The organism is Streptomyces sp. NPDC051963 (assembly GCF_044593495.1).
In the GTDB taxonomy this organism is placed as follows: Bacteria; Actinomycetota; Actinomycetes; order Streptomycetales; family Streptomycetaceae; genus Streptomyces.
Genome location: NZ_JBIUCC010000001.1, coordinates 185,197 through 207,153, shown reverse-complemented (window position 1 = coordinate 207,153; position 21,957 = coordinate 185,197). Strand labels below are relative to the sequence as shown.

The 21,957-nt window shown below is 69.2% G+C and carries 22 protein-coding genes; 10 read left to right on the top strand and 12 right to left on the bottom strand.

The annotated features are described in order from the left end of the window. The first annotated feature begins 26 nt into the window (after window positions 1-26). The 7 genes from ACIHFB_RS00975 to ACIHFB_RS00945 all read left to right on the top strand — a co-directional run bounded on the left by ACIHFB_RS00975 (window position 27) and on the right by ACIHFB_RS00945 (window position 7,419). On the top strand, window positions 27-1,064 hold the full coding sequence (locus ACIHFB_RS00975; RefSeq protein ID WP_365282223.1) for a LacI family DNA-binding transcriptional regulator: 1,038 nt from the start codon (window positions 27-29) through the stop codon (window positions 1,062-1,064). A gap of 105 nt (window positions 1,065-1,169) precedes the next feature. Next, a complete protein-coding gene (locus tag ACIHFB_RS00970; protein ID WP_400124771.1) occupies window positions 1,170-2,399 on the top strand; it encodes an extracellular solute-binding protein in 1,230 nt (409 codons plus the stop codon). Next, entirely contained in the window at window positions 2,392-3,342 is a 951-nt protein-coding gene (locus tag ACIHFB_RS00965) for a carbohydrate ABC transporter permease (RefSeq protein WP_400124769.1), read from the top strand. The genes ACIHFB_RS00970 and ACIHFB_RS00965 overlap by 8 nt, the downstream gene beginning before the upstream one ends. Window positions 3,343-3,349: 7 nt before the next feature. Continuing rightward, window positions 3,350-4,216, top strand: coding sequence for a carbohydrate ABC transporter permease (locus ACIHFB_RS00960; protein ID WP_365282221.1), 867 nt, complete (start codon window positions 3,350-3,352; stop codon window positions 4,214-4,216). 40 nt (window positions 4,217-4,256) lie between these two features. Next, a complete protein-coding gene (locus ACIHFB_RS00955; protein ID WP_365282220.1) occupies window positions 4,257-5,045 on the top strand; it encodes a ThuA domain-containing protein in 789 nt (262 codons plus the stop codon). Then, window positions 5,042-6,196: a Gfo/Idh/MocA family oxidoreductase gene (locus ACIHFB_RS00950; RefSeq protein WP_365282219.1), complete on the top strand. Its 1,155-nt coding sequence runs from the start codon at window positions 5,042-5,044 to the stop codon at window positions 6,194-6,196. Before ACIHFB_RS00955 ends, ACIHFB_RS00950 begins: the two co-directional genes overlap by 4 nt. Window positions 6,197-6,273: 77 nt before the next feature. Then, entirely contained in the window at window positions 6,274-7,419 is a 1,146-nt protein-coding gene (locus tag ACIHFB_RS00945; RefSeq protein WP_365282355.1) for a Gfo/Idh/MocA family oxidoreductase, read from the top strand. Window positions 7,420-7,472: 53 nt separating this feature from the next. Here the strand turns inward: ACIHFB_RS00945 and ACIHFB_RS00940 are convergent, their stop codons facing one another. The 5 genes from ACIHFB_RS00940 to ACIHFB_RS00920 all read right to left on the bottom strand — a co-directional run bounded on the left by ACIHFB_RS00940 (window position 7,473) and on the right by ACIHFB_RS00920 (window position 12,621). Further along, a complete protein-coding gene (locus ACIHFB_RS00940; protein WP_365282218.1) occupies window positions 7,473-8,612 on the bottom strand; it encodes an MOSC domain-containing protein in 1,140 nt (379 codons plus the stop codon). A gap of 30 nt (window positions 8,613-8,642) precedes the next feature. Continuing rightward, entirely contained in the window at window positions 8,643-9,512 is an 870-nt protein-coding gene (locus ACIHFB_RS00935; protein WP_400124765.1) for a DUF427 domain-containing protein, read from the bottom strand. A gap of 50 nt (window positions 9,513-9,562) precedes the next feature. Continuing rightward, a complete protein-coding gene (locus tag ACIHFB_RS00930; protein WP_400124763.1) occupies window positions 9,563-10,282 on the bottom strand; it encodes an SDR family oxidoreductase in 720 nt (239 codons plus the stop codon). A 215-nt stretch (window positions 10,283-10,497) separates the two neighbouring features. Then, on the bottom strand, window positions 10,498-11,478 hold the full coding sequence (locus tag ACIHFB_RS00925) for a pyridoxamine 5'-phosphate oxidase family protein (RefSeq protein ID WP_400124761.1): 981 nt from the start codon (window positions 11,476-11,478) through the stop codon (window positions 10,498-10,500). Between the two features lie 273 nt (window positions 11,479-11,751). After that, complete coding sequence (locus tag ACIHFB_RS00920) at window positions 11,752-12,621, bottom strand: alpha/beta fold hydrolase (RefSeq protein WP_400124759.1); 870 nt, start codon at window positions 12,619-12,621, stop codon at window positions 11,752-11,754. 235 nt (window positions 12,622-12,856) lie between these two features. Between ACIHFB_RS00920 and ACIHFB_RS00915 the strand changes: the two genes are divergently transcribed. Both ACIHFB_RS00915 and ACIHFB_RS00910 read left to right on the top strand, forming a co-directional pair. Further along, a complete protein-coding gene (locus ACIHFB_RS00915; RefSeq protein WP_365282213.1) occupies window positions 12,857-13,372 on the top strand; it encodes a CGNR zinc finger domain-containing protein in 516 nt (171 codons plus the stop codon). 205 nt (window positions 13,373-13,577) lie between these two features. Then, on the top strand, window positions 13,578-14,387 hold the full coding sequence (locus ACIHFB_RS00910; protein WP_400124757.1) for a leucine-rich repeat domain-containing protein: 810 nt from the start codon (window positions 13,578-13,580) through the stop codon (window positions 14,385-14,387). 311 nt (window positions 14,388-14,698) lie between these two features. Here the strand turns inward: ACIHFB_RS00910 and ACIHFB_RS00905 are convergent, their stop codons facing one another. From ACIHFB_RS00905 to ACIHFB_RS00880, 6 genes are all read right to left on the bottom strand, one after another. Further along, window positions 14,699-14,890 carry a DUF6381 family protein gene (locus ACIHFB_RS00905; RefSeq protein ID WP_365282211.1) on the bottom strand — a complete coding sequence of 64 codons (192 nt, stop codon included), beginning with the start codon at window positions 14,888-14,890 and terminating at the stop codon, window positions 14,699-14,701. A 410-nt stretch (window positions 14,891-15,300) separates the two neighbouring features. Next, on the bottom strand, window positions 15,301-16,425 hold the full coding sequence (gene add / locus ACIHFB_RS00900; protein ID WP_400124754.1) for an adenosine deaminase: 1,125 nt from the start codon (window positions 16,423-16,425) through the stop codon (window positions 15,301-15,303). Beyond that, window positions 16,422-17,528, bottom strand: a complete 1,107-nt coding sequence (locus tag ACIHFB_RS00895; protein WP_400124751.1) for an ABC transporter substrate-binding protein — start codon at window positions 17,526-17,528, stop codon at window positions 16,422-16,424. Before ACIHFB_RS00895 ends, add begins: the two co-directional genes overlap by 4 nt. A 109-nt stretch (window positions 17,529-17,637) precedes the next feature. Next, entirely contained in the window at window positions 17,638-18,513 is an 876-nt protein-coding gene (locus ACIHFB_RS00890; RefSeq protein ID WP_365282208.1) for an ABC transporter permease subunit, read from the bottom strand. Next, a complete protein-coding gene (locus ACIHFB_RS00885; RefSeq protein WP_365282207.1) occupies window positions 18,510-19,256 on the bottom strand; it encodes an ABC transporter permease subunit in 747 nt (248 codons plus the stop codon). Before ACIHFB_RS00885 ends, ACIHFB_RS00890 begins: the two co-directional genes overlap by 4 nt. Continuing rightward, window positions 19,253-20,074 carry an ABC transporter ATP-binding protein gene (locus ACIHFB_RS00880; RefSeq protein ID WP_400124748.1) on the bottom strand — a complete coding sequence of 274 codons (822 nt, stop codon included), beginning with the start codon at window positions 20,072-20,074 and terminating at the stop codon, window positions 19,253-19,255. The genes ACIHFB_RS00885 and ACIHFB_RS00880 overlap by 4 nt, the downstream gene beginning before the upstream one ends. Window positions 20,075-20,255: 181 nt before the next feature. Here ACIHFB_RS00880 and ACIHFB_RS00875 point away from each other — a divergent pair, with 181 nt between their 5' ends. Then, the gene (locus ACIHFB_RS00875; RefSeq protein ID WP_400124746.1) at window positions 20,256-20,864 is read left to right on the top strand and encodes a TetR family transcriptional regulator; all 609 of its coding nucleotides are present in this window, start codon (window positions 20,256-20,258) and stop codon (window positions 20,862-20,864) included. Between the two features lie 42 nt (window positions 20,865-20,906). On the opposite strand, the gene ACIHFB_RS00870 is transcribed toward ACIHFB_RS00875, so the two are convergent. After that, window positions 20,907-21,758 carry a TauD/TfdA family dioxygenase gene (locus tag ACIHFB_RS00870; protein WP_365282204.1) on the bottom strand — a complete coding sequence of 284 codons (852 nt, stop codon included), beginning with the start codon at window positions 21,756-21,758 and terminating at the stop codon, window positions 20,907-20,909. Between the last annotated feature and the right edge of the window lie 199 nt (window positions 21,759-21,957).

Genomic DNA, 21,957 nt, shown 5'->3' with positions numbered 1-21,957 from the left:
CGCGATGGGAATCGACACCGAGGGAGGTGCTCCGCATGGTGACAAGCCGGGATGTGGCCCGGTTGGCGGGCGTCTCCCAGAGCACCGTCTCCTACGTCATGAGCGGGCGCCGCTCGATCTCCCCCGAGACCCGGCGTCGGGTGGAGGAGGCGATCGAGACGTTGGGGTTCCAGCCCAACGCGGGTGCGCGGGCGCTGGCGAGTCAGCGCAGCCAAGTCATAGGCCTGGTCGTGCCGTTCGCGCCGGGGGCGGACATGACGGGCGTGCTGCCTTTCATCGAGACGATCACCAAGTGTGCCCGGGAAGAGGACCACAACGTCATCCTGGCCACCGAGGACGAGGGCGCCGAGGGCCTCACCCGGCTCAGCGACCAGTCCCTGTGCGACGCGATCGTGCTGATGGAGGTCGGGTCCAAGGACCCGCGCATCCCCGTGGCGGCCGGTCTGAGCGTGCCCGTCATCCTGATCGGCGTGCCCGACGACCCCGCGGGCCTGTACTGCGTCGACCTGGACTACACCTTGGCCGGGCGCATGGCGGTGGACGAACTGGCCACCTCCGGGCACGACCGCGTGGTCCTGCTCGGGTACCCGCGTGACGTGATGGCGCGTGACGTCAACTTCGTCCGCCGCTTCCTGCGCGGAGCCGAGGACTCGGCCGCCGCGCACGGCATCGCCTACACCGAGGTGAGCCCGCCGGACACCAGCCGTGCCGGCGCCGAGGCCGCCCTGGACGAGGCGCTCGCGGAGCAGGGGCCCGGCGGGGGAGGCCGGCTCGGCCTTGTCGTGCCCGATCCCCAGTTGATCCAGCCGACGTTGCAAAGCCTGCTGGACCGCGGACTGGTGCCGGGCCGCGACCTGTCCGTCATCGGCCTGTGCACGGACCGGACGGCCGAGACCTCCACACCCCCCGTCACCAACGTCTCGCTGGAACCCAGGGACGTGTCCCGCCGCGCGATGCGGATCCTGTTCCGGCTGCTCAACCGCGAGACCGTGCCCACCCCTTCGACCGTTGAACTGGTGACACCACATCTGACCCTGCGTCAGACCAGCCTGTCCGCCCGCTGATCCCCACTGTTCGTGTCGAGGGTGGCGACGCCTGACCGTTGTCGATACGCATCGACACCCTTGCATGGTCCGCCCGAGACAGCGCCGATCGAGAAGAGACCGAACATGGCTCAACGACGAGCACTCCTCAGCAGAACGACACTGACGGTGGCCCTCGCGCTCCTGGCACCGCTGTCCCTGAGTGCCTGCGGCTCGAGTACCGGATCGTCCGGCGGCGCCGACACACTGCGGGTGATGGACTACTACGCCGATCAGCCCGACAAGGGGTTCTACGGGAAGCTCCTGGACGCGTGCGGGCAGCAGAACGGCGTGAAGATCGAGCGGGAGGCCGTGGCCGGCCCCTCCCTGATACCCAAGGTGCTGCAACAGGCCTCGTCGCGGACCCTGCCCGACGTCCTGATGCTCGACAACCCCGACCTGCAACAGATCGCAGCCAGCGGTGCCCTCGCCCCGCTCAGTGACTTCGGCCTGAAGGCGGACGGATACGCCGAGGGCGTGGTGGACGCCTCGACCTACCAGGGCAAGCTCTACGGCCTGCAACCGGTGACCAACACCCTCGGGCTCTTCTACAACAAGGACATGCTCAGCGAGGCCGGTGTCGAGCCGCCCACCACCTGGGCCGAGCTCAAGTCGGCCGCCGAGAAGCTCACTTCGGGCAAGAGGTACGGCGTCGCCTTCGCCGCACCGGCCACCTATGAAGGGACCTGGCAGTTCCTGCCGTTCATGTGGTCCAACGGCGGCGACGAGAAGGACATCGCCACTCCCCAGGTCGCGCAGGCCCTTCAGCTGCTGGTGGACCTGGTCAAGGACAAGTCGGCTTCGAAGTCGGTGGTCAGCTGGGCCCAGGCCGACGCCAACGACCAGTTCGCGGCCGGCAACGCGGCCATGATGATCAACGGCCCCTGGCAGTTCCCGGTCCTGAACGAGAAGAAGAGCCTGCACTACGACGTCGTACAGATCCCCGTGCCCAAGGCCGGCGGAACTCCGGTCGTCCCGCTGGGCGGTGAGACCTGGACCATCCCGCAGACCGGCAACGCGCAGCGCCAGGCCAAGGCGGCCAAGGTCGTCGCGTGCATCAACTCCGACAAGAACCAGTTGCTGCTGGCCGAGCAGCGCCAGACCGTGCCGACGAAGACCGCGCTGATGGACAAGTTCGCCGCGGAACAGCCCAGGATGAAGGCGTTCACCGAACAGGTGCGCAACGCCCGTGCCCGCACAGGTGAGTTGGGCAAGGACTGGCCGAAGGCAGCCACCAAGATCTACACCGCGATGCAGACCGCGCTCACCCAGGGCGCGTCTCCGGCGCAGGCACTTGAGCAGGCCCAGGATGGCTGACGTGCTACGCCGGTCGGTGCGGGCCATGGACAGCGCCCCGTCGGACAGGAGGCCGAGGAAGCGCAGCCGACGGCGCCAGTCCCACCTGCTGTTCCTGCTGCCCGCCCTGGCCTACATGGTGGCCTTCTTCGGCTACCCGGTCGTGAAGAACGTCGTCATGGGGTTCCAGCACTACACGACGACCACCTTCTACACCGGCCAGGCGCCCTGGGTCGGGTTCGCCAACTACCGGGCCGTCGTGTCGTCCGCCGTGTTCGACAAGGCACTCCTCAACACGGTGCTGTTCACGGTGGGTTCGATCGCGGGGCAGTTCCTCATCGGTCTGGCGATCGCCCTGTTCTTCCGCCGCAGGTTCCCGCTGAACGGCGTACTGCGCTCCCTGCTCCTGTTGCCGTGGCTGGTGCCGCTGATCGTCTCCAGCGCGGTGTGGCGCTGGATCCTCGACCAGGACAACGGCGTGCTCAACCGGTTCCTCGGCGCCCTGCACCTCGTACAGGACCGCCCCGGCTGGCTGACCAGTACCTCGCTGGCGCTGTTCGCGGTGATCGTGGTCAACATCTGGATCGGGATCCCGTTCAACGTCGCGATCCTCTACGGCGGACTCCAGGACATCCCCGAGGAGCTGTACGAGGCGGCGGCCCTGGACGGTGCGACGGGCTGGCGGGCGTTCCGGCACGTGACCTGGCCGCTGCTGCGCCCCGTCGTCAGCGTGGTGCTCGTCCTCGGTGTCGTCTACACGGTCAAGGTGCTCGACGTCATCCTCGGGCTCACCAACGGCGGCCCGGCGAACGCGACGCAGACCATCGCCAGCCAGTCCTACCAACTCTCCTTCCAGCAGTTCGACTTCGGACAGGGTGCCGCGCTCGGCAACATCCTCATCGTCATCTCGCTGGTCTTCGCCGTCCTCTACCTGCGCGCGAACCGCCGCGCCGTCGAGCAGTGAGGCCGTCATGGCAACCATCACCCACACGTCCGTCCCACCGGTACAGCCCACACGTGTCCAGCGCCGACGCTCGCGGCGGCCGTGGGGATACACCGCGATCGGCGCGCTGATCCTGGCCGTGATGCTGTTCCCGGTCTACTGGATGGTCAACGTCTCCCTCCAGCCGGCCAACACCGCGGTGAGCACACCCTGGTTCCCCACGCGGCTGAATTTCGACGGCTACGCCACAGCGCTGAGCCAGCAGGGGTCCAACCTCTTGACCAGCCTGATCGTGGCCGTGGGGAGTGTGGTGGTCAGCCTGATCGTCGCGAGCCCGGCCGCGTACGCGCTCGCCCACGTCAACGCCCGCTGGGTCGGTCCGGTGCTGTTCGGGATCCTGATCAGCCAGATGGTCCCCGGCATCGTCGTGGCCAACGCCCTCTACAGCGCGTACAACGACCTCGGGCTGCTCAACTCCGTCCCCGGCCTGGTCCTGGCCGACTCCACCGCGGGCATCCCCTTCGCGATCCTGATCCTGCGGGCCTTCATGGGCAACATCCCGTCCTCGGTGATCGAGGCGGCCCGGGTGGACGGGGCGGGCCGACTGCGGGCGTTCGTCTCGATCGTCCTGCCGATGAGCAGGAACGCCCTCATCACGGCGGGGCTGTTCACCTTCCTGTTCACCTGGAGCGACTTCCTCTTCGCGCTGACCCTGACGACGACCGAGGACGTCCGCCCCGTCACCCTCGGCCTCTACCAGTACCTCGGCGCCCACGTCAGCGACTGGAACGCTGTGATGGCCACCGCGACCCTCGCGTCGGTCCCGGCTCTCGTGCTGCTCCTGGTGGCACAGCGCTACATCGCCACCGGCGTGACCGGCGGAGCCGTCAAATGACCCGCCCTCCGGGCGACTTCGGAGAAAGGCAGAACACCCTGTGACCACGTCTTCCGCACCGCCCCCGGCCCCGATCCACGTGACCGTGTGGGGCGAGAACCGCCACGAGAAGAACGAGGAGCACGTGGCCAAGATCTACCCGCAGGGCATGCACACCACGATCGCCGAAGGCATCAAGGAGAACCTCGGCGACGCCTGCACCATCCGCACCGCGACGCTGGACGACCCCGAGCACGGCCTGACCGAGGAGGTGCTCGCCGGGACCGACGTCCTCACCTGGTGGGGACACGCAGCCCACGCCGAGGTCTCCGACGAGGTCGTGGAGCGGGTGCACCGGCACGTGCTGTCGGGCATGGGTCTGGTGGTGCTGCACTCCGGCCACTGGTCGAAGATCTTCATCAAGCTCATGGGGACCAGCTGCACCCTGCGCTGGCGCAACGAGCACGACCGCGAGCTGGTGTGGACGGTGAACCCCACGCACCCCATCGCCAAGGGGGTCCCGCATCCGCTCGTCGTCGAAGAGGACGAGATGTACGGGGAGTTCTTCGACATCCCCGTCCCGGACGAGCTGGTCTTCGTCAGCTCGTTCACGGGCGGCGAAGTGTTCCGCAGCGGCTGCACGTTCCGCCGCGGCCACGGCAGGATCTTCTACTTCAGCCCCGGCGACCAGGACTACCCCGTCTACCACAACAAGGACATCCGCCGGGTGATCGCCAACGCCGTGCAGTGGGCACGTACGGACCGGCCCGAGCGCAGCCACCCGGTGCTGCTGCGCTACGACACCGACGACTTCTTCAACGGCGTTTCGTACTCGGGGCCGCAGCGATGACCGATCGAGCAAGCCACCGGATCATCCCTTGCGGGCCCGACAACCCCCTGCGCGTGATCGTGGTCGGTGCCGGCTCCATGGGACAGCAGTGGCTGACCGCCGTCACCGCCGCACCCGAGGCCGAACTCGTCGGCATCGTCGACCTCGACCTGGACGCCGCCCGACGATCCGCCGCCGGTCTGGGTCGGCCGGACCTCCCGGTCGGCTCCGACGCGGTCGCGCTGGCGGCCGACACGGGCGCGCAGGCACTCGTCAACGTGACGATTCCGGTGGCCCACCACCCGGTCACCACCGCCGCGTTGTTCGCCGGGCTGCCCGTTCTCGGCGAGAAGCCGATCGCCGACATCCTGGCCCGCGCCCTGTCCCTCGCCGCCGCCTCCGAGGTGAGCGGTGAGCTGTTCATGGTGAGCCAGTCACGCCGCTGGAACCCCCAACTCTTCGTCCTGCGCGGGATGTTGGGGGAACTCGGCGCGATCGGCACGCTGACGACCGAGTTCTTCAAGGCCCCGCACATGGGCGGCTTCCGCGAGGAGATGGAGTACCCACTGCTGATCGACATGGCGATCCACGCCTTCGACTCGGCCCGTTTCCTGCTCGGCGCGGACCCCGTCTCCGCCTACTGCCATGCGTACAACCCGCCGTGGAGCTGGTACGACGGCGACGCCGCCGCGAGCGCCGTCTTCGAGATGGAGGGCGGAGCACGCTACGCGTACAACGGCAGTTGGTGCAGTACGGGCGCCGAGACCTCGTGGAACGGCACGTGGCGGGCGAGCGGCGAGAAGGGCTCGGCGCTGTGGGACGGCGAGAACGAACCCGTGCTCGCCGCCGACGTACAACCCGCCGAGCGCCCCCGCTCCCCGTACTCCGACATCGCCGGAGCCCTTCGGGTCTTCGTCGAGTCGCTGCGGACCGGCAGCACGCCCATGGGCGAGGTGCACGAGAACACCATGAGCCTGGCGATGGTCGAGGCCGCGGTGGAGTCGGCAAGGACCGGACAGCGCGTACTCGTCGACGACGTCCTCGACCAGGCGTACGCGGCGGCCCTCCGCGAGGAGACCCGCCCCGACGTACGTGCCGCGCTTGCCGGTTGGCCGTCGGTCCGAGGCGCCCTCGCCCCGCACCGGACACCGCCCACAGCCGCATCCGCCTGACGCCCTACCGATACGGAGACCCCGTGCCCCGCCCTTCGCCCGACCCCGTGTCCGTCCGCCCCCGGCTCGGGGTGGCGATGATCGGCCACTCGTTCATGGGAGCCGTGCACTCCCAGGCCTGGCGCACCGCACCCCGCGTGTTCGACCTGCCCTTCGACGTCGACATGACCGTCCTCTGCGGCCGTGACCCGAAGGGCGCGGCGCGGGCGGCCGAGCGGCTGGGGTGGGGCGACTGGGCGGCCGACTGGCAGGAGGTGGTGCGACGCGACGACGTGGACGTCGTGGACATCTGCACGCCAGGCGACTCCCACGCGGACATCGCGATCGCCGCCCTGGCCGCCGGCAAACACGTGCTGTGCGAGAAGCCCCTCGCCAACACGGTTGAGGAGGCCGAGCGGATGGCCGCCGCAGCACAGGTCGCCGCCGAGTCCGGCGTCCGGTCGATGGTCGGCTTCAACAACCGGCGCGTGCCCGCGCTGGCACACGCCGCCCGTCTGATCGCCGAGGGCCGGATCGGCGAGGTGCGGCACGTCAGGGCCCAGTACCTCCAGGACTGGATCGTCGACCCCGAGTTCCCGCTGGTGTGGCGGCTGCGCAAGGAACTGGCCGGCTCCGGCGCACTCGGGGACCTCGGGTCGCACGTCATCGACCTGCTCCAGCACCTGACCGGAGAACGGCTCACCGGCGTGTCGGCGACGCAGGCCACCTTCGTCACCGAGCGCCCCCTGCCGGCCGAATCCAGCGGGCTCTCGGCGCGCGCCGGGGAACAGCGAGGACAGGTGACCGTCGACGACGCGACCGCGTTCACCGGTCGCCTGGAAGGGGGCGCACTCGTCGTGGTCGAGGCGACGCGCTTCGCCACGGGACGCAAGAACGCGATGCGGCTAGAGGCCAACGGCTCACGCGGGTCACTCGCCTTCGACTTCGAGTCGATGAACGAGCTCCTGCTCTACGACGCCACCGACCCGGAGACGGAGGCGGGATTCCGTCGGATCCTGGTCACCGAACCCGGGCACCCTTACCTGGGCGCCTGGTGGCCGCCCGGTCACGGCCTGGGCTACGAGCACGCGTTCGTCCACCAGGTCCACGACTTCCTGGCCGCGGTCGCCGACGATGCGAGCGAGCCGCGCCCGTCGTTCGCGGACGGCCTACAGGTCCAGTACGTCCTCGATGCCGTCGAGCGCAGTGCCGCGGACTCTTCGCGCTGGACGGGCGTCGGCTGACCGGGCGGACGCGGTCAGCACGCGCGCGTGCGCGGCCGGACCGAAGCTGGTCACTATCCTGACCTGGGCGAATACACCCCTGGGGTCCCGACCTTCCACCAGACCTCGCGGTCGCGGGGCCCGGCGGCGAGCTCGTGCAGCATGGCCAGCACCGGCGTGAGACCGATCCCGGCGGAGACGAGCAGTACCGGCCCGGTGGGTTCGGTGAGAATGAATTCGCCACGGGGTGCAGCGACTTGGAGATTGGCGCCGGGGCGCAGCTTGGTGGTGAGGTAACTGCTGGCGGTGCCATGCGGTTCGTGTTTGACGCTGATCCGGTAGCTGCCGGAGTCGGGCGCCGAGGACAGCGAGTAGCTGCGGATGGGGGCAGGCCGCCCGGCTTCGGGGATCCGGAGCGTGAGGTACTGGCCCGCTCGGGCGTTCGGCAGACGGGTCCCGTCGGTCGAGGTCAGGTGGATGGAGAAGACGGTGGCGCTCTCGGCCACGACGTCCGCCACCCGCAGTTCGCGGAAACCGTCCCAGGCGGGGCCGCGGGCAGCGTCCGTACCGTCGGCGACGGTCAGGGGTTCACGGAACGATCCCTGCCAACCTGCGCTGAGAGCCGGGATGTTCAGTGCGCGCCGAAGCATGGCCGGTTCACGGTCAGGAAGGTAGAGCAGCGCGTCGGTGTCGGCCACGCTCAGTGCGCCGGGCCCGGACCTGGTCTTGATGATCGGGTCGCCGGCCTGGATGTTTCCCTCCTGGATGACACGCATGTAGAAGCCGGGGCGGTGGTGGCTGACCAGCAGGGCGGGCAACTCGGGCTCGCCCATGCGCAGTCCGACGCGGTAGCAGGTGACCCGGGGTTGGGTGACCTCGAACTCCGCCTCGCCGATGCGGTACCGGTCGCCGATGCACACTTCGTCGTCGGGCAGGCCGTCGACGGTGAGGTTCTCTCCGAACTGGCCGTAGGCGAAGTCGTCTCGTTGGAAGTGCCGCTGCCAGTACAGGTAGGACTCGATCTGGTAGACCAGCACGGCGCGCTGCTCCCCGCCGTGCCCCTTGGTGTCCCCTTGGCCGTCCCCGTCGATGTTGAGGCGGCGGGCCATCACAGGGCCGCGCACGGGCTGCTTCCACACACCCGTGTAGACGGTCCTGCCCTGCCAGGGCACGTTCTTAGGCTTCCCGACGTTCACCGACAGCACTGAAGGCATTCGGACACTCCTCCTCACGGCGGTCATCGATCACGGGGTGGAGGGGAGACGGGTCTCGTCGAGCGTGAGATTGCGGTCCACGCCGTGCGAGATCACGTTCTGTCCCGGTTCAAGGCGGAGTCGTTTCCCGTCCAGGTACACCTCGATCTTGTCGGGTTCGAATGACACGTGCCCGGAGATCCGCCGCACCTCAGTCCAGGCGTCCTCGTAGGACCAGGCGGCGCGGTGGGCTTCGGCGATGTCGTAGTAGCCGGCCAGGCCCTTGTAGGGGCAGAACGTCTGACCCTGGGCCGGCGTCAACGCGGAGGGATCGACGTCGGCGCGGGGGACATACCAGCGGGGTGCGAATCCCGATTCGTACAGGACCAGGGGGCGGGTCGAGTCGGCAACGACCCGCTCCCCGATCCGGACGCTCAGGTGGCGGCTGGTCTGCCGGATATCGATGCGGTGGTAGCTGTCGGCGGCGTGTCCGACGATCCGTTCGTCCTCCTCGTAGAAGGCGTCCATCGCCCGCCAGGCGAAGGCGACACGTTCCTTGAGGATGTCGGCGTGGTCGGGCAACCCGGTGTGCTGCCACGCGGCGCGCTGCTTGCTCTGTGCCCCGGAGACGACGGTGTACCAGGACGCCGGTCCCAGGTCGTGGTGCTCCGTCGTGTGAGGGGAGGGGACCAGCACATCGGCGACGATGTCGCTGAGCGGGAAGTAGGCCACGGGATAGCGACTCGGTTCATGCAGCAGCACGACATCTTCACTGTCGGCGATCCATGTGTCGCCGAACCGCACCCGCATCCGGCGTCGCAGGGGTTCGGCGAACAGCATGCGTTCGGGGAGGGGACCTGGGGTCAGGAATCGGCCGACGGCCCCCGGTGCGAGTGGTCCCTGCTGCCAGGAAAGGCCCATTGTTTCGTTCCTCTCTGGTGAAGCTCGGTGGTGTTGTCCGAGGTCAGGCGTCAGGTGAGCGGCTCGCCCCCGTCGATGTGCAGGGTCGTGCCGGTCAGGAAAGGGCTGGTCATGACGAAGAGCCCGGCGTTGGCGATGTCGTCGACAGTTCCGATGCGGCGCGCGGGATTGCGGGCGCTGATGTCCGCGAAGTAGTGCGCCTTTCCCTCTTCGCCGAGTGCATCCCAGGCACCGGTGTCGATCACTCCGGGAGAGATGGCATTGACCCGGATCGGGGCCATCTCCAGCGCGAGCGAGCGGGCCAGCACATCGGCTGCGCCGTTGGTGATGGCCACGGCCAGAGTGCCGACCGCGATCTTGGTCGCGGCTACGCCCGAGAACAGAGTGAAGGATCCGGACTTCCTGATGCGCGGGCCCACGTGCTTGGCCAGCATCAGGGGGCCGATGACCTTGGTGTCCATGGACAGCCTGATCGCGTCACGGTCCAGATCGGTCAGGCGGCCCCGGGCGCGTGCCGAGGCGGTCGACACCACATGATCGAGATCTCCGAGCCGGTCGGCCATGGCGTCGATGGAAGCCTCGTCGTTGAGGTCGACGAGATCGGTGGTGATATCCGGTTCTCCGGCGTAGGCGGCGGACAGGGTCTGCTGATCGCGGCCGGCGGCAACCACGCGTGCTCCCGAGTCCCGGGCGGCGATGGCGATGGCGCGGGCGATACCGCCGCCACGCCCGACGACGAGTACGGTCTGGTCTTGGAGCGGACTGATCATGGCAGTGCCCTTTCCAGGAATCGGCGGATGGTGCCCGCGGCAGTGTCGAGGTGGCTTTCGACCAGGAAATGGCCGCCGTCGAGCAGATAGATCGGGACGTTGCCGGCCTCCGTTCGACGTTCACTCGACGCGTACCGTCGCGGGGGGCTGGGGCCGCATCCGCAAGTGACCGGCCGGGGCCGACCAGTGCGGCAGCCAGGGGCGACAGCGTTGCTCTACGGGTCGGTGACTGGGCCGGTTGACCGGGGCGGGCCGGCAACCCGCGTCGCTGTCCTGATCACCCCCGGGTTGTGCGGCGAGTGGCCGAGCAGGTCACCGCGCACGGAGATACGCCCCTGACGCACCAGGTGGGGCATGAAGCGCACGCGCCGACCGGTGTTGCCCTCGTCCAGACCGGTGGAAGGGTCCAGCCATTCGATCTTCGCCTCACCCGTGAGGTGCAGGGTGCGGCCCGTGGTGAAGTCGATGAAGAGCAGTGCCGTGGTCGGGTCGACGGTGATATTGCCCAGGCTGTTGAAGAGGTTGTTCCCGGCGTAGTCGGGCCACCAGATCTCTCCGGTGTCGACCCTGACGAAACCCGGATCGCCACCCTTGTGGGAGGCGTCAGCCCCTCGTGTGGGGTGGGTCGTACCGAGGAAGAACGTGTCGGCCTTGGTGATCAGGTCGATGTGCTCGTCGCCGAGCGCTCGCCCGTCGGTGCTGTGCGCCCGCTCGGGTGCCGGATCGGTGTCGTGCGTGAATCTCGGCGGTGTCCTCAGATGGCGCTGCTGGATGTAGGAGGGGCAGTTTCCGAAGGCCTGATCGGCAGCGATGGTCAGGTGGTCGTCCGCGCTGCTGGTCAGATGTCCGTTGACTCGGATCCTGCGCCGGGTACCGAGGTCGATGGCGAGCAGTCCGACCTGCTGCGGGACGGGGAGGGTGTGCAGTGGGTCGCTGTTCGCAGGTATGGCGTTGACCTTCAGGGTCGTGCTGTCGGCGACGAGGAGGTCGGTCTCCGCGGAGATGGGCGAGACCCACAGTGCTTGGTCATGATCCCGTGCGGTGAGGACGGCGAACGAGCGGGCCCGGAGCGCCGCCCCCAATCCGCCGCCGAGGTGCGGAGGTTGCAGCATTCCCTGGAGGCGGTCGGCTGCGTCCGAGACGCCGGCCAGGTGCTGGACGGCGCGTTCCCCATCGTGGAAGCCGGCTGTGCTCATGAGGCGCTCCTGTCCGTTCGATTGTGGGATGAGGCTGCTGATCGCGGTCAGTGCCGTGACTGCACAGGGGGGCTGCGAGTGTGCTCAGGCCGTGCAGGAGCAGCGGGATACGGGCGTCTCGGTCCAGGGCCCGCATCGCGAAGTCGCGGGCGGTGCGAACAGTCTGCGGGTGAGGACTGAAAGTGCGCTGGACGAGGCGTTTCATGACGGATCCTCTGGGCCGTTGCAGGCAAGGCGCTTTGGCGGTCACCGGCCCTGCCTGCCTCCTCCGCGTCAGGCGAGGGCGCGGTGGAGGAAGTCACGGATGTGCTGGGCGATGGGCCGAAGATGACTCTCCAAGGCGAAGTGCCCGGAATCCAGTAGGTGGATCTCGGCGTCGGGCAGATCCTGACGAAAGGCTTCCGCGCCCGCGGGGACGAAGATCTCGTCGTTCGCACCCCAGACCGCCAGCAGCGGTACCCGGGAGTCACGGAAGTACTGGTGGACTCGGGGGTAGAGGTCCACGTTGGTGAGGTAGTCCCGGAAGAGCTTGAGCTGGATCTCGTCGTTGCCGGGCCGGTCCAACAGCGCTTGGTCGTGAACCCAGTTGTCGGGGCTGACCAGGCTCGGGTCGGGGACGCCGTTGACGTACTGCCGGCGTGTGCTCTCCAGGGTGAGGGCGGCTCGCATGGGGGCTTCGGTGTCCGGGCCCGGGTTCTTGCCGTACGCGAAGACGCTCTCCCAGAAGGGCTCGGCGAAGCCTTCTTCGTAGGCGTTGCCGTTCTGGCTCACGATCGCGGTGACGCGGCCGGGGTCCTGGAGTGCGAGGCGCCAGCCGATGGGGGCGCCGTAGTCCTGCACGTACATCGCGAACCGGTCGACGCCCAGTTCCTGGAGCAGGCCCGCGGTGACGTCGGCGAGGGCGTCGAAGGTGTACGGGAAGTCCCGGAGGGACGGCATCGCGGACTGGCCGAACGCGATGTGGTCGGGGGCGATGACGTGGTAGCGGTCGGCGAGTGCCGGGATCAGCTCGCGGAACATGTGCGAACTGGTCGGGAAACCGTGCAGGAGGACGACGACGGGTGCAGCCGGGTCGCCCGCCTCCCGGTAGAAGACCTCCAGGCCGTCGACGATCGCTGTGCGGTAGTGGACTGCGAGCTCCATCTGTCTAACCCTTCTAATTCATTTCACTGGTTATGCATCCAGTCGAGCACGTGGGGTCTAACCTGTCAAGGTGTGTTTTGAAGGTTAGGTGAGAAGGGTTGGTTCGGCGCCGTGGGCAAGGGCAGGGGTGGAGGGGTCTCAGGCGGTAAGTGCGTGCGGGCGCTCAAGGTGAAGCGGTTAGGTTGAGTCATGCTGGTGTAACCTCTCATGGGCAACATGACGGTTAGGAGAGGGTATGGAGAGCGGGCGCGAGCAGCAGAACGCTCTGCTGGAACTCCTCAACAGCACACCGGTGGTCCACGGCGTCGTCCAGGACCAGCTGGCCGTTCCCGAGGCGGCCCGGTCCTGGCAGCGGACCCACGGGGGTAACGGCACCGCCGGTGAGCGTAGGCATCTCGTCCAGGCGCGCGACGCGCTCCAGCGCGTGGTCCGCGGGGACATGCCCGCCACATCTCTGGCCCCGCTCCTCAAGGACGTCACGTCCCGCCCGCACGTCTCCGCGGAGGGCGTGACCTGGGAGCCAAGGCCCCCCGCCGACCGTCGGATGGCGGTGGAAGCGGTACTGGCCTGGGGCGCGCTGCAGGAGACCATGCCCGGCAGGCTGCGCCCCTGCGCCAACGACGAGTGCAGGCTGTTTCTCCTGGACCGCAGCAAGACAAACAAGGCGCGCTGGTGCTCCATGGCTCTGTGCGGCAACCGCATGAAGGCCAGACGCCACTACCAGCGCACCCGACAAGGAGCCGCCGACTAGCACCATGGCGGGCCGACGGGTGAGCTCGACAGACATGGCGCCGAACTGCCGTTCCAGGATCGGACGGAACGTGAGAATCCAGACCGGCGCCGAGTCGTATCGGCTCGCCCAGACCAAGGCCCAGGTCGCCCAGGCCAGTGTCGGCTCACCGTCCCGGCTCATTAATCGCTGGGAGGGCCCGCGGCATTCTCCGTATCGTGACGCCATGACGGACGAGGCTGAGTCGACGCTCCACACGAACCGCTGGGGCGACACCTCGGACCCAGCCCGAGAAGGGCGCGGGTCCTACCGGGATCTCTGCTCATGCTTCGACCAGTCCGAGCCGCACCCGCGAGCCAGGGTCGGATTCCACACCGAACAGCAGGACACCTCCGCCCCGGGCTGGCAGCACCTGCTGGAGCTGGTCGACGAGGCCGCCGCCGACGGCCGCGAAGAGTTCCGCCCCCTGACCGAGCTCAGCGCCGAAGAGCGGCGCCAGGTCGTCACCCTTCCGCCGAGTCTCGCCAAGCTCACCGAGGTCAAGCACCTGGTGCTCTACGGCAGCAACCTGGTCCGGATCCCACCCGAGATCGGGGCCATGACCAGCCTGGAGGAGTTCACCCCCTACACCTCCTACCGGCTCCACTGGTTCCCCTACGAGATCACCCGGTGCCTCAAGCTGACCCGCAGCACGGTCAGCACGCGTGCGCTGTTCGGCAACTACAAGCTGCGGCCGCCGTTCCCGAGGCTCCAGCCGTTCCGGACTTCCGTCACGGAACTCGATCCGGCACACCTCGATCCCCGGCGCTGGGGAGCCACCGCCGTGCACAGTTGCAGTGTCTGCGACCGGCCCATCGAGCAGCGGGGGCTTCACCAGGTATGGATCTCGATCCGCGTGGCCACTGACGTGTTGCCCCTCCTGGTCCATGCCTGCTCGACACAGTGCGTGGACGCTCTGCCCGACGGTGCACAGGACTACATCGCCGCACCGCACCAGGGCGGCCGCGTCAATCAACCACCGTCTGACTGGGACTGACCGGCTGAACTGCTCGCGCAGGCACGCGACTTCAAAACTCGGTTCTGGCACAGATCATGCAGACCGATGCACCTCGCCGTCCAGGACGATGGTCAGGCCGTCGACGTTGGGCCCGACGCCTACGGGCTGTTCAGGTGGGCGAGCTCGGCCAGTACCAACTCAGGATGCGGCGGGGAAATTGAGTCCTGCTGCCTGAGGCCGTCGCACTCGTGTGGTTCGGGGTGCGGCGCAGACATGGATGACCGGCCGGTGGCCCCGCGCGTGGGAAGCGTCGTAGGGGCAGCCACCGGCCGGTCCATGTGCAAGTTCTGTCACGCCATGGGGCGGGGGCGCTCGCCGCCCGTGCCGCCTTGCTGCTCGCTCTGCTCCTTGAGCCGGCGGGCCTTGTCCTTCAGGCGCTGACGCTCATCCGGGTCGGTGGCACGCTCCGCGGCCTGTTCGATCTCCTGGGCCTTCTGCCGCATCTGCTGGGCACGACCGCTGGACTCGCCTGCAACGCTCATGATCACTCCTTCGTGACGGGGAGAGCGGGCCATACCAGCGAATCAGCCGCCCTGTACCGGCGCATCTCGAACGGTTACCCACCGTCATCTGCGCCTTGCCCGTGAGGGACCCTTTCGCCGCCGGTCGCCCTTGCCGTCGAAGAGGAAGCCGAACCGTCTGCCGCCCGGGCCGGGTCAGCCGATGCTCGCCGGGGGAGTGGCGACCCGGGCAACGGTGACCGCCGTCGGCGCGGCATCGATTCCACGGCACTCGGCGGGCATGACGGACGTGACGGGCATGACGTGCGTCAGACGTCAGCTGTCACGTACGACACCCACCCGCTCGTGATCGCGGACTGCTGCCGCGGCACGCGGCGACTTCAGCGACAGCGGCGCCAGTTGCTTCCGACAGACCGGCGCCGCGCAGGTCTTCACGAGCCGGCCCTGCCCACTCCCTCCAGCCAGGAGGCCACCCCGGCGACCCTCGCCCGCACCGTCTCCTCCGGAGCTCCCGACGCCTCCAGGGAACTGCGGGCCACCTCGGCCAGGGAGTTGTCGGAGAGCCCGAGCACCGTACGCGCCGATTCGTACTCGTCGAGCAGACCGGAGCCGAAGAGCAGTGAGTCGTCGGCGGCGAGCGTGCAGCGGACACCGGCGTCGAGCAACCGCGGCAGAGGGTGGGCGGCGACGGAATCGACAATGCCCAGGCGGAAGTTGGACGTCGGGCAGACATCGAGGGCGACGCCCTCGTCGGCAAGGCGCGCCACGAGACCGGCGTCCTCGACCGCTCGTACGCCGTGCTGGACGCGCTGGGCGCCCAGCGCGTCCAGGGCGCCCCGCACACTCGCGGGACCCGCGAGCTCGCCGGCGTGCGGCGCCGCGATCAGCCCCGCGGCGCGGGCGAGCGCGAACGCGTCGGCGAACGGCTCCGGCGGGTGCAGCGACTCGTCCGCGGCGAGCCCGAATCCGACCACTCCGGCCTCCGCCCGCGTGGTCGCGAGCCGTGCCAGGTCCACGGCCTCGCGGGGGTCGAGGTGGCGCAGGGCGGTGACGAGGAGCCCGCAGCCGATGCCGGCCCGGGCTGCCGCGCCGCATGCCTCGTCGATCATGAGGTCGAGGACGTACGCGGAGCTTCGGCCGAAGGCCCGCCCGTACCGCACGGGGTTGACGGCCGGTTCCAGCCACACCGCTCCGTCCGTGGCCGCGTCCTCCACGACCTCGCGTACGACCCGGCGCAGGTCGTCCTCGCACCGGACGAGCGACACCGCCTCGTCGTAGCGCAGTCCGAACTCCCCGAAGCCGCTGTACGCATCCATGTCCGGCACGGGCACGCCGTACCGGCGCGCGAGATCGGCGAGCGTGGCGGGCCGCATGGAGCCCTCCAGGTGCAGGTGGAGATGGGCCTTCGGCAACCGGCGCAGATCGCGGGGGAGGGCGGTGGTCGTGTCGGCGGCAGGCGGATGCGGCGCGGGGACCGTCCCCAACGACGCCGGTGCCACGTCTCCCGGCAACGGCTCCGTCGCCCCCGCGCCGCCGGGAACGGCCTGGGCCGTCACACCGTGGCCTTCTTGCCGAACACCGCGTCCAGTACGGTCTGGTCGACGATCTTCGCCGCGTCCGGCAGATCCTTGACGCCGGCGGCCTTCAGCCCGTCGTACATGTCGCCGCCCAGCAGACCGGCGTCGATGCGCAGCAGTCCCTTGCTCTTGGTCAGCGAGCTCTGGGTGAAGGGGATCTGGAGTTCGTTCTCCCGGACCTGCTGCTTGAGTTCGAGGCCGAGGTCCACGCCGTACTTGGTGACGGCGAGCTTCGCCGCCGCCTGCGGGTCCTTGGCGTTGTCCTGCCAGCCGCGGATGGTGGCGCGCATGAACCGCTCCAGGACGTCCGCCTTCCCGGTGAGCATGGTGCGCTTGCAGAACACGATCGAGGAGTACGAGGGCAGCCCGAGGTCGCTGTAGGTGACGACCTCGTAGTCCTTGCCCTTCTTCATCCCGTACTTGGTTTCCAGGGTGATCGGCTGGTTGGTGAGGAAGCAGGTGTACGCCTTGCCCTGCTTCTGTACGAGCGGGCTCACGTCGTAGCCGACAGGAGTGAAGTCGTACGACTTCTTGAGCCCGGCGCTGGTGAGGATCGCGTCGATCAGGGGTTGGGTGCCCTGTTGGCCGAGGACCTTGGCGCCCAGCAGGTCCTTCGGCTCCTTCACCGGGTCGGACGTGAGGGAGAGCAGTCCGCCGGGGCTGGTCTGGAAGACGGCGCCGAGGAGGGAGAAGTCGTTGCCCTTGGGGATCGCCTGGAGCAGCGTCTGCATGTTGGCGTGCACGCCGAGGTCCGCGGAGCCCGCGGAGACGGACTGTGTGGGGTCAGGGGTGTTGGGGCCGCCCGCCTGGAACTCGACGGTGAGGTTCTCGTCGGCGTAGTAGCCCTTCTCGTCGGCGAGCCAGAATCCCGCGAACTCGACGTTCTTGATCCAGCCGAGGGCGACCTTCACGGTGGTGGACTTGCCGTCGCCCGATCCGGACGAGGAGGCGGCTTCGGAATCGCCGCCGCAGGCGCTGAGCAGCCCGCCGGCACCGAGAGCGAGTCCTGAGGCTCCCGCGGCACGCAGGAGACTTCGGCGGGAGAGGTGGGGCAGACGGGCGGGATCGGTGCGTGGTGCCACGGTGGTTCCTTCCAAAGGCTCTGCAACTTCTATGAGTTCCACAGGTTCCGCAACTTCTACGAGTTCCACAGGGGGAGCGGGTCCGGGCGGCCCGGGTGATGACGGTTGATCAGCTGAAGAGGGCCGAGCCGAAGCGTTCGGCGGCCCGGGCGCCGACGAAGCACAGGACGGAGACGACGGTGGCGACCAGGGCGGTGCCCCAGGCACGGGCCGGGTCCATGAAGGTGACGGACTGGGCGAAGAGCAGGCCGAGGCCGTGCGTGCCGAGCAGGTACTCGGCGAGCATCGCGGACAGGACCGCGGTGGACGCGGTGAGCCGGAGACCGACCAGGACCGACGGCACGGCGTGCGGCAGCAGGAGCAGCCGCAGCCGGGTGAGTCGGGTCGCGGCGAGGACGGTGAAGACGTCGCGGGTGGCGGCGGGCGCGGCGCGCAGTCCCGAGCCGGCCATGACGAAGACGGGGAAGAAGGAGACCACGGTGGTGACGGTCAGCACCGAGGTGATGCCGAATCCGACGACCCTGGCGATCACCGGGATCATCGCGACGACGGGGACCGAGCGCATGATCAGAGCCATGGGCGTCATCAGCCCCGACAGCAGGGGAGAGGCCCACACCAGCAGCGCGCCCGTCACCCCGAGGACCAGGCCGAGGGCGAGACCCACGGCCGCGTTGAGCAGCGTCCAGCCGAGGTCGGGGAGGTAGGCGCCAGGGTGGCCGAGGACGTCGCCGAAGACCGCTGCCGGTGTGGGCGCGACGATCTGGTTCAGCTGCTGGGTGCGGACCCATACCGCCCAGGCGGCGACGAGGGCGAGCACGGTCCAGTAGCGGGACAGCAGGCGGGTCAGGGTGCGAAGGACGACGCGCCAGGGCTGCCGGCCGTCGTCTTCGGCGTTGGCGCGGGGTGCCGTACCGTCGCCTTTCACTACCGGGTGCAGGCCCGCACTTCCGTCCTCGGCGACCGCGCTTTCGGTGCTGCTGCTCATGTGAACCTCCGGGCGGCCGCCACGCGCAGGCCGGCCAGGGTGGCGTACGCGGTGAGGGAGATGACGGCGGCGGACAGGGCCGCGGCCCACATCAGATCGGTCTGGAAGTTCTGCATCGAGCTGACCAGCAGGACGCCCAGACCGCGCGGGGCGCCGAACCATTCGCCGACGACCGCGCCGAGCACCGCGGCCGGTGCGGCGAGCGCGAGTCCGTCGATCAACAGCGGTACTGCTGCCGGGAGTTGAAGGCGCAGAAGCGTCACTCGCCGTGGCGAGCCCAGTGCGCGGAACACGTCGCGGTGGGCGGCACCCGCCGCGCCGAGCCCGGAGGTGGCGGCAACGAACACCGCGAAACCGGCGGCGAGCGCGGCGATGACCGCGGGGGTGCCTTCCCGGCCGACCGTGGTGATGAGCAGCGGGCCGAGTGCGATGAGCGGCACGGCGTGCACGACGGCGGCCAGCCGGTCGAGCCCCGGCTGCAACGGGGGCAGCAAGGCGCCGACGAGCGCGACGGCGAGGGCGATGAGTGTGCCCGCGACGAAGCCGGTGCCCGCGGCGGTCGCGGTGGCGGCGAGTGCGCGGCCCAGCAGGTCACGGGTGATCGGATCGTCCAGTGCCGCGACGACCTGCGTCAGTGGGGGCCAGCTCTCACCGAGGACGCCGAGCCGCCCGACGGCCTCCATGGCCGCGAGCAGCAGCAGAGTTCCGATGGCGGTGAGCGCAGCGGCACGGGCGCGGTTCACTCGGCCCCCTCGTCCAGCAGGGCGGTCAGCCGGTCGACGATGTCGTGGAACTCCGCTTCCCGGGTCAGCGCCTTGTCGCGGGGTCGCGGCAGCGTGATGTCCTCGATATGGCGTACGGTGCCGGGCCGGCCGGTGAGGACGACGACCCGGTCGGCGAGCAGTACGGCCTCGTCGACGTCGTGCGTGACCAGCAGCGTGGTGATCTGCTGGTCGGCCCAGATGCGGGCGAGTTCGAAGTTCATACGGCGCCGGGTCACCGCGTCCAGTGCCCCGAACGGCTCGTCGAGCAGCAGGACTTCGGGCTGGAGCACCAGGGCCCGCGCGATGGCGACGCGCTGACGCATACCGCCGGAGAGTTGCCGCGGCCGGGCGTCGGTGAACCCTTCGAGTCCGACGAGACTCAGCAGCGCGTTGACCCGGTCGGCGTCAACCGGGCGGCCCGCCACCCGGAAGGGCAGCGCGACATTGTCGTACGCACTCGCCCAGGGCAGCAGTGCGTGCTCCTGGAAGGCGATGCCCAGTCGGTGGCCGCGCACCAGGTCGGCGGGGGCGCCGCCGTTGACGAGCACCTCGCCCTGTGTCGGGGCGTCGAGGCCCGCGAGCATACGCAGCACAGTGGACTTGCCGCAGCCCGACGGTCCCAGGAGCGCGACGAACTCGCCGTTGCCGACGGAGAGGTCCACGGCATCGAGCGCGGTGACGGTTCGTGATCGACGGAGCCTGAACTCCTTGGTCACTCCGCGTAGTTCGAGCGCCGAGGGAGTGGTGGTCAGGGGCGCTGCTTCGGGAGGGGACTCACTGATTCCCGTGGTGGCCATGCAGGCCCTCCTCGCTCATGAACCATTCGGTTCATGGACGGTAGGGCCGCGCCGTTTCACCGGCATTGCGGGAGCTGAGCCGGGCCGTTAAGCCCCTTTGTCCCGGGGATCCGAGGCAGGTGACCGGTTGCCGATCATTCGATTGCGCCCGGATCAGGTGCGCCCGGATAGGGTGCGCATCATGTCCCAGCCCCCGGAGGAGACCGAGCGCACACGGCTGCTGCGCTTGAGCGCCGACCACATCCTGGCGCACGGTGTCGCCGGTCTGTCGCTGCGCGGCATCGGCAAGGCCGTCGGCAGCAACAACCGCATGCTGCTGTACTACTTCGGGTCGAAGGAGGAGCTGATCGCGGCGGCTCTCACCGAGGCGGGCGGCCGCTTCCCGCTCCTGGAACGGATCTTCGAACTGCTCGACGACCGCGACCAGCCGCTGCGCACCCGTCTGGAGGCGGCCTGGGAGCTGCTCTCCGCGGACGAGAACCTCCCCTTCCACCGCGTCTTCTTCGAAGTGCTGGGCCTCGCCGGCTATCAGCGCGAACGCTTCGACGCCTTCCTCGACGCCGTCGCCACCAACTGGCGAGGCCGCGTCGCGACCGCGCTGCGTGCCGAGGGTGTACCGGCCGAGCAGGCCGACGACCTGGCGCGCGAGCTGGTCTCGCTCTGGCGCGGACTCCAGCTGGACCTGCTCACCGCCGGGGACCGTATGGCGACCCTGCGCGTGAACGCGGCGGCGGCCGCCGCCTTCGCCGCCAGAGCCGGGGCTGCCGCGAGCAGCCGTTCGCTCGGCTGATGCCGACCGGCACGGCGGTCGGCCACCCTCGTTCGCCGGGCGTTACGCGCTGAGGCGCTGCTTCGGCGACTTGGGAATCTTCGGCACCACGATGTCGAGCGGACCGTCCGGGATCGCGACCGCGTCCGTGGACCAGCCCCAGATCGAGCAGACGCGGCGCCCGGGATCGCTGTGCCCGTCCCGGCCGTGCAGGACACGGTAGTTGTCGAGGCAGATCATCTCGCCGGCCTCGACCCGGAACATCGGTCCGGTGTCCCGGGCCGCGACCACGGCCTCCTCCCACCTGCGCACGAAGACCGTGTGCTCGTCCTCCGAAGGGCCCTCGACCGGTGCGAGATAGGGGTGGTAGCGGCCCTGGAAGCGGCCGGAGGACACGGTCCGGGCGATCGGTGCGTACGTGTCCTGCGGGTAGTTGGGCTCCGAGTGGTCGATGTCGGTGGTGCGGCAGAACTCCGCCACGGCGGCCCACTCCGGGTCGGCGGCGAGAAGGTCGAGCAGCCGGGAGGTGTCCACGAGGAAGGAGTCGCCGCCCAGGTCCGCCGGCCGCTCGCACCACAGGAACAGGTGGTCGGGGGCGTAGTCGCCGAACGCGAAACCGTCGTTGTGGGCGACCATGCGCTCCTCGGTCGGAGCGAAACTGCGCTTGCGGCCACGGGAGTCGGCCGGCTGCGCGGCCACTTGAGCCGCCTCGCGTTCACCGTGCGCCTTGGTGGCCTCGAACTGCGTACCGATACGGACCGCCTTGTCGCCCATGACCTCACGGCCGTACGCGACGGCGGACCGCTCGTCGGCGAGGCCGGTCACGATGACCGCGCCCTCGGCGGCGAGCACCTCACGGGCCTCTTCGGCACTGGACACCCGGCGTGGAACGAAGCTTGCGGAGCTGACGTCCATCCCTGACTCCTCGATGTTGAACCGATCGGTTCACACCAAGGTAGGGGCACCGTGTTTCGACCGGGTGTCCCTCTCGGAACGCGTGGAATACCCGGGGAGAACGCCATTGAGCGTGCGATACCTCAGCCGGCTGTCGGACTCTGCGCTCGCGTGAACCCGTGGCTCTGTTCCCTGACGGTGATGCCCAGCCCGCCCGGAG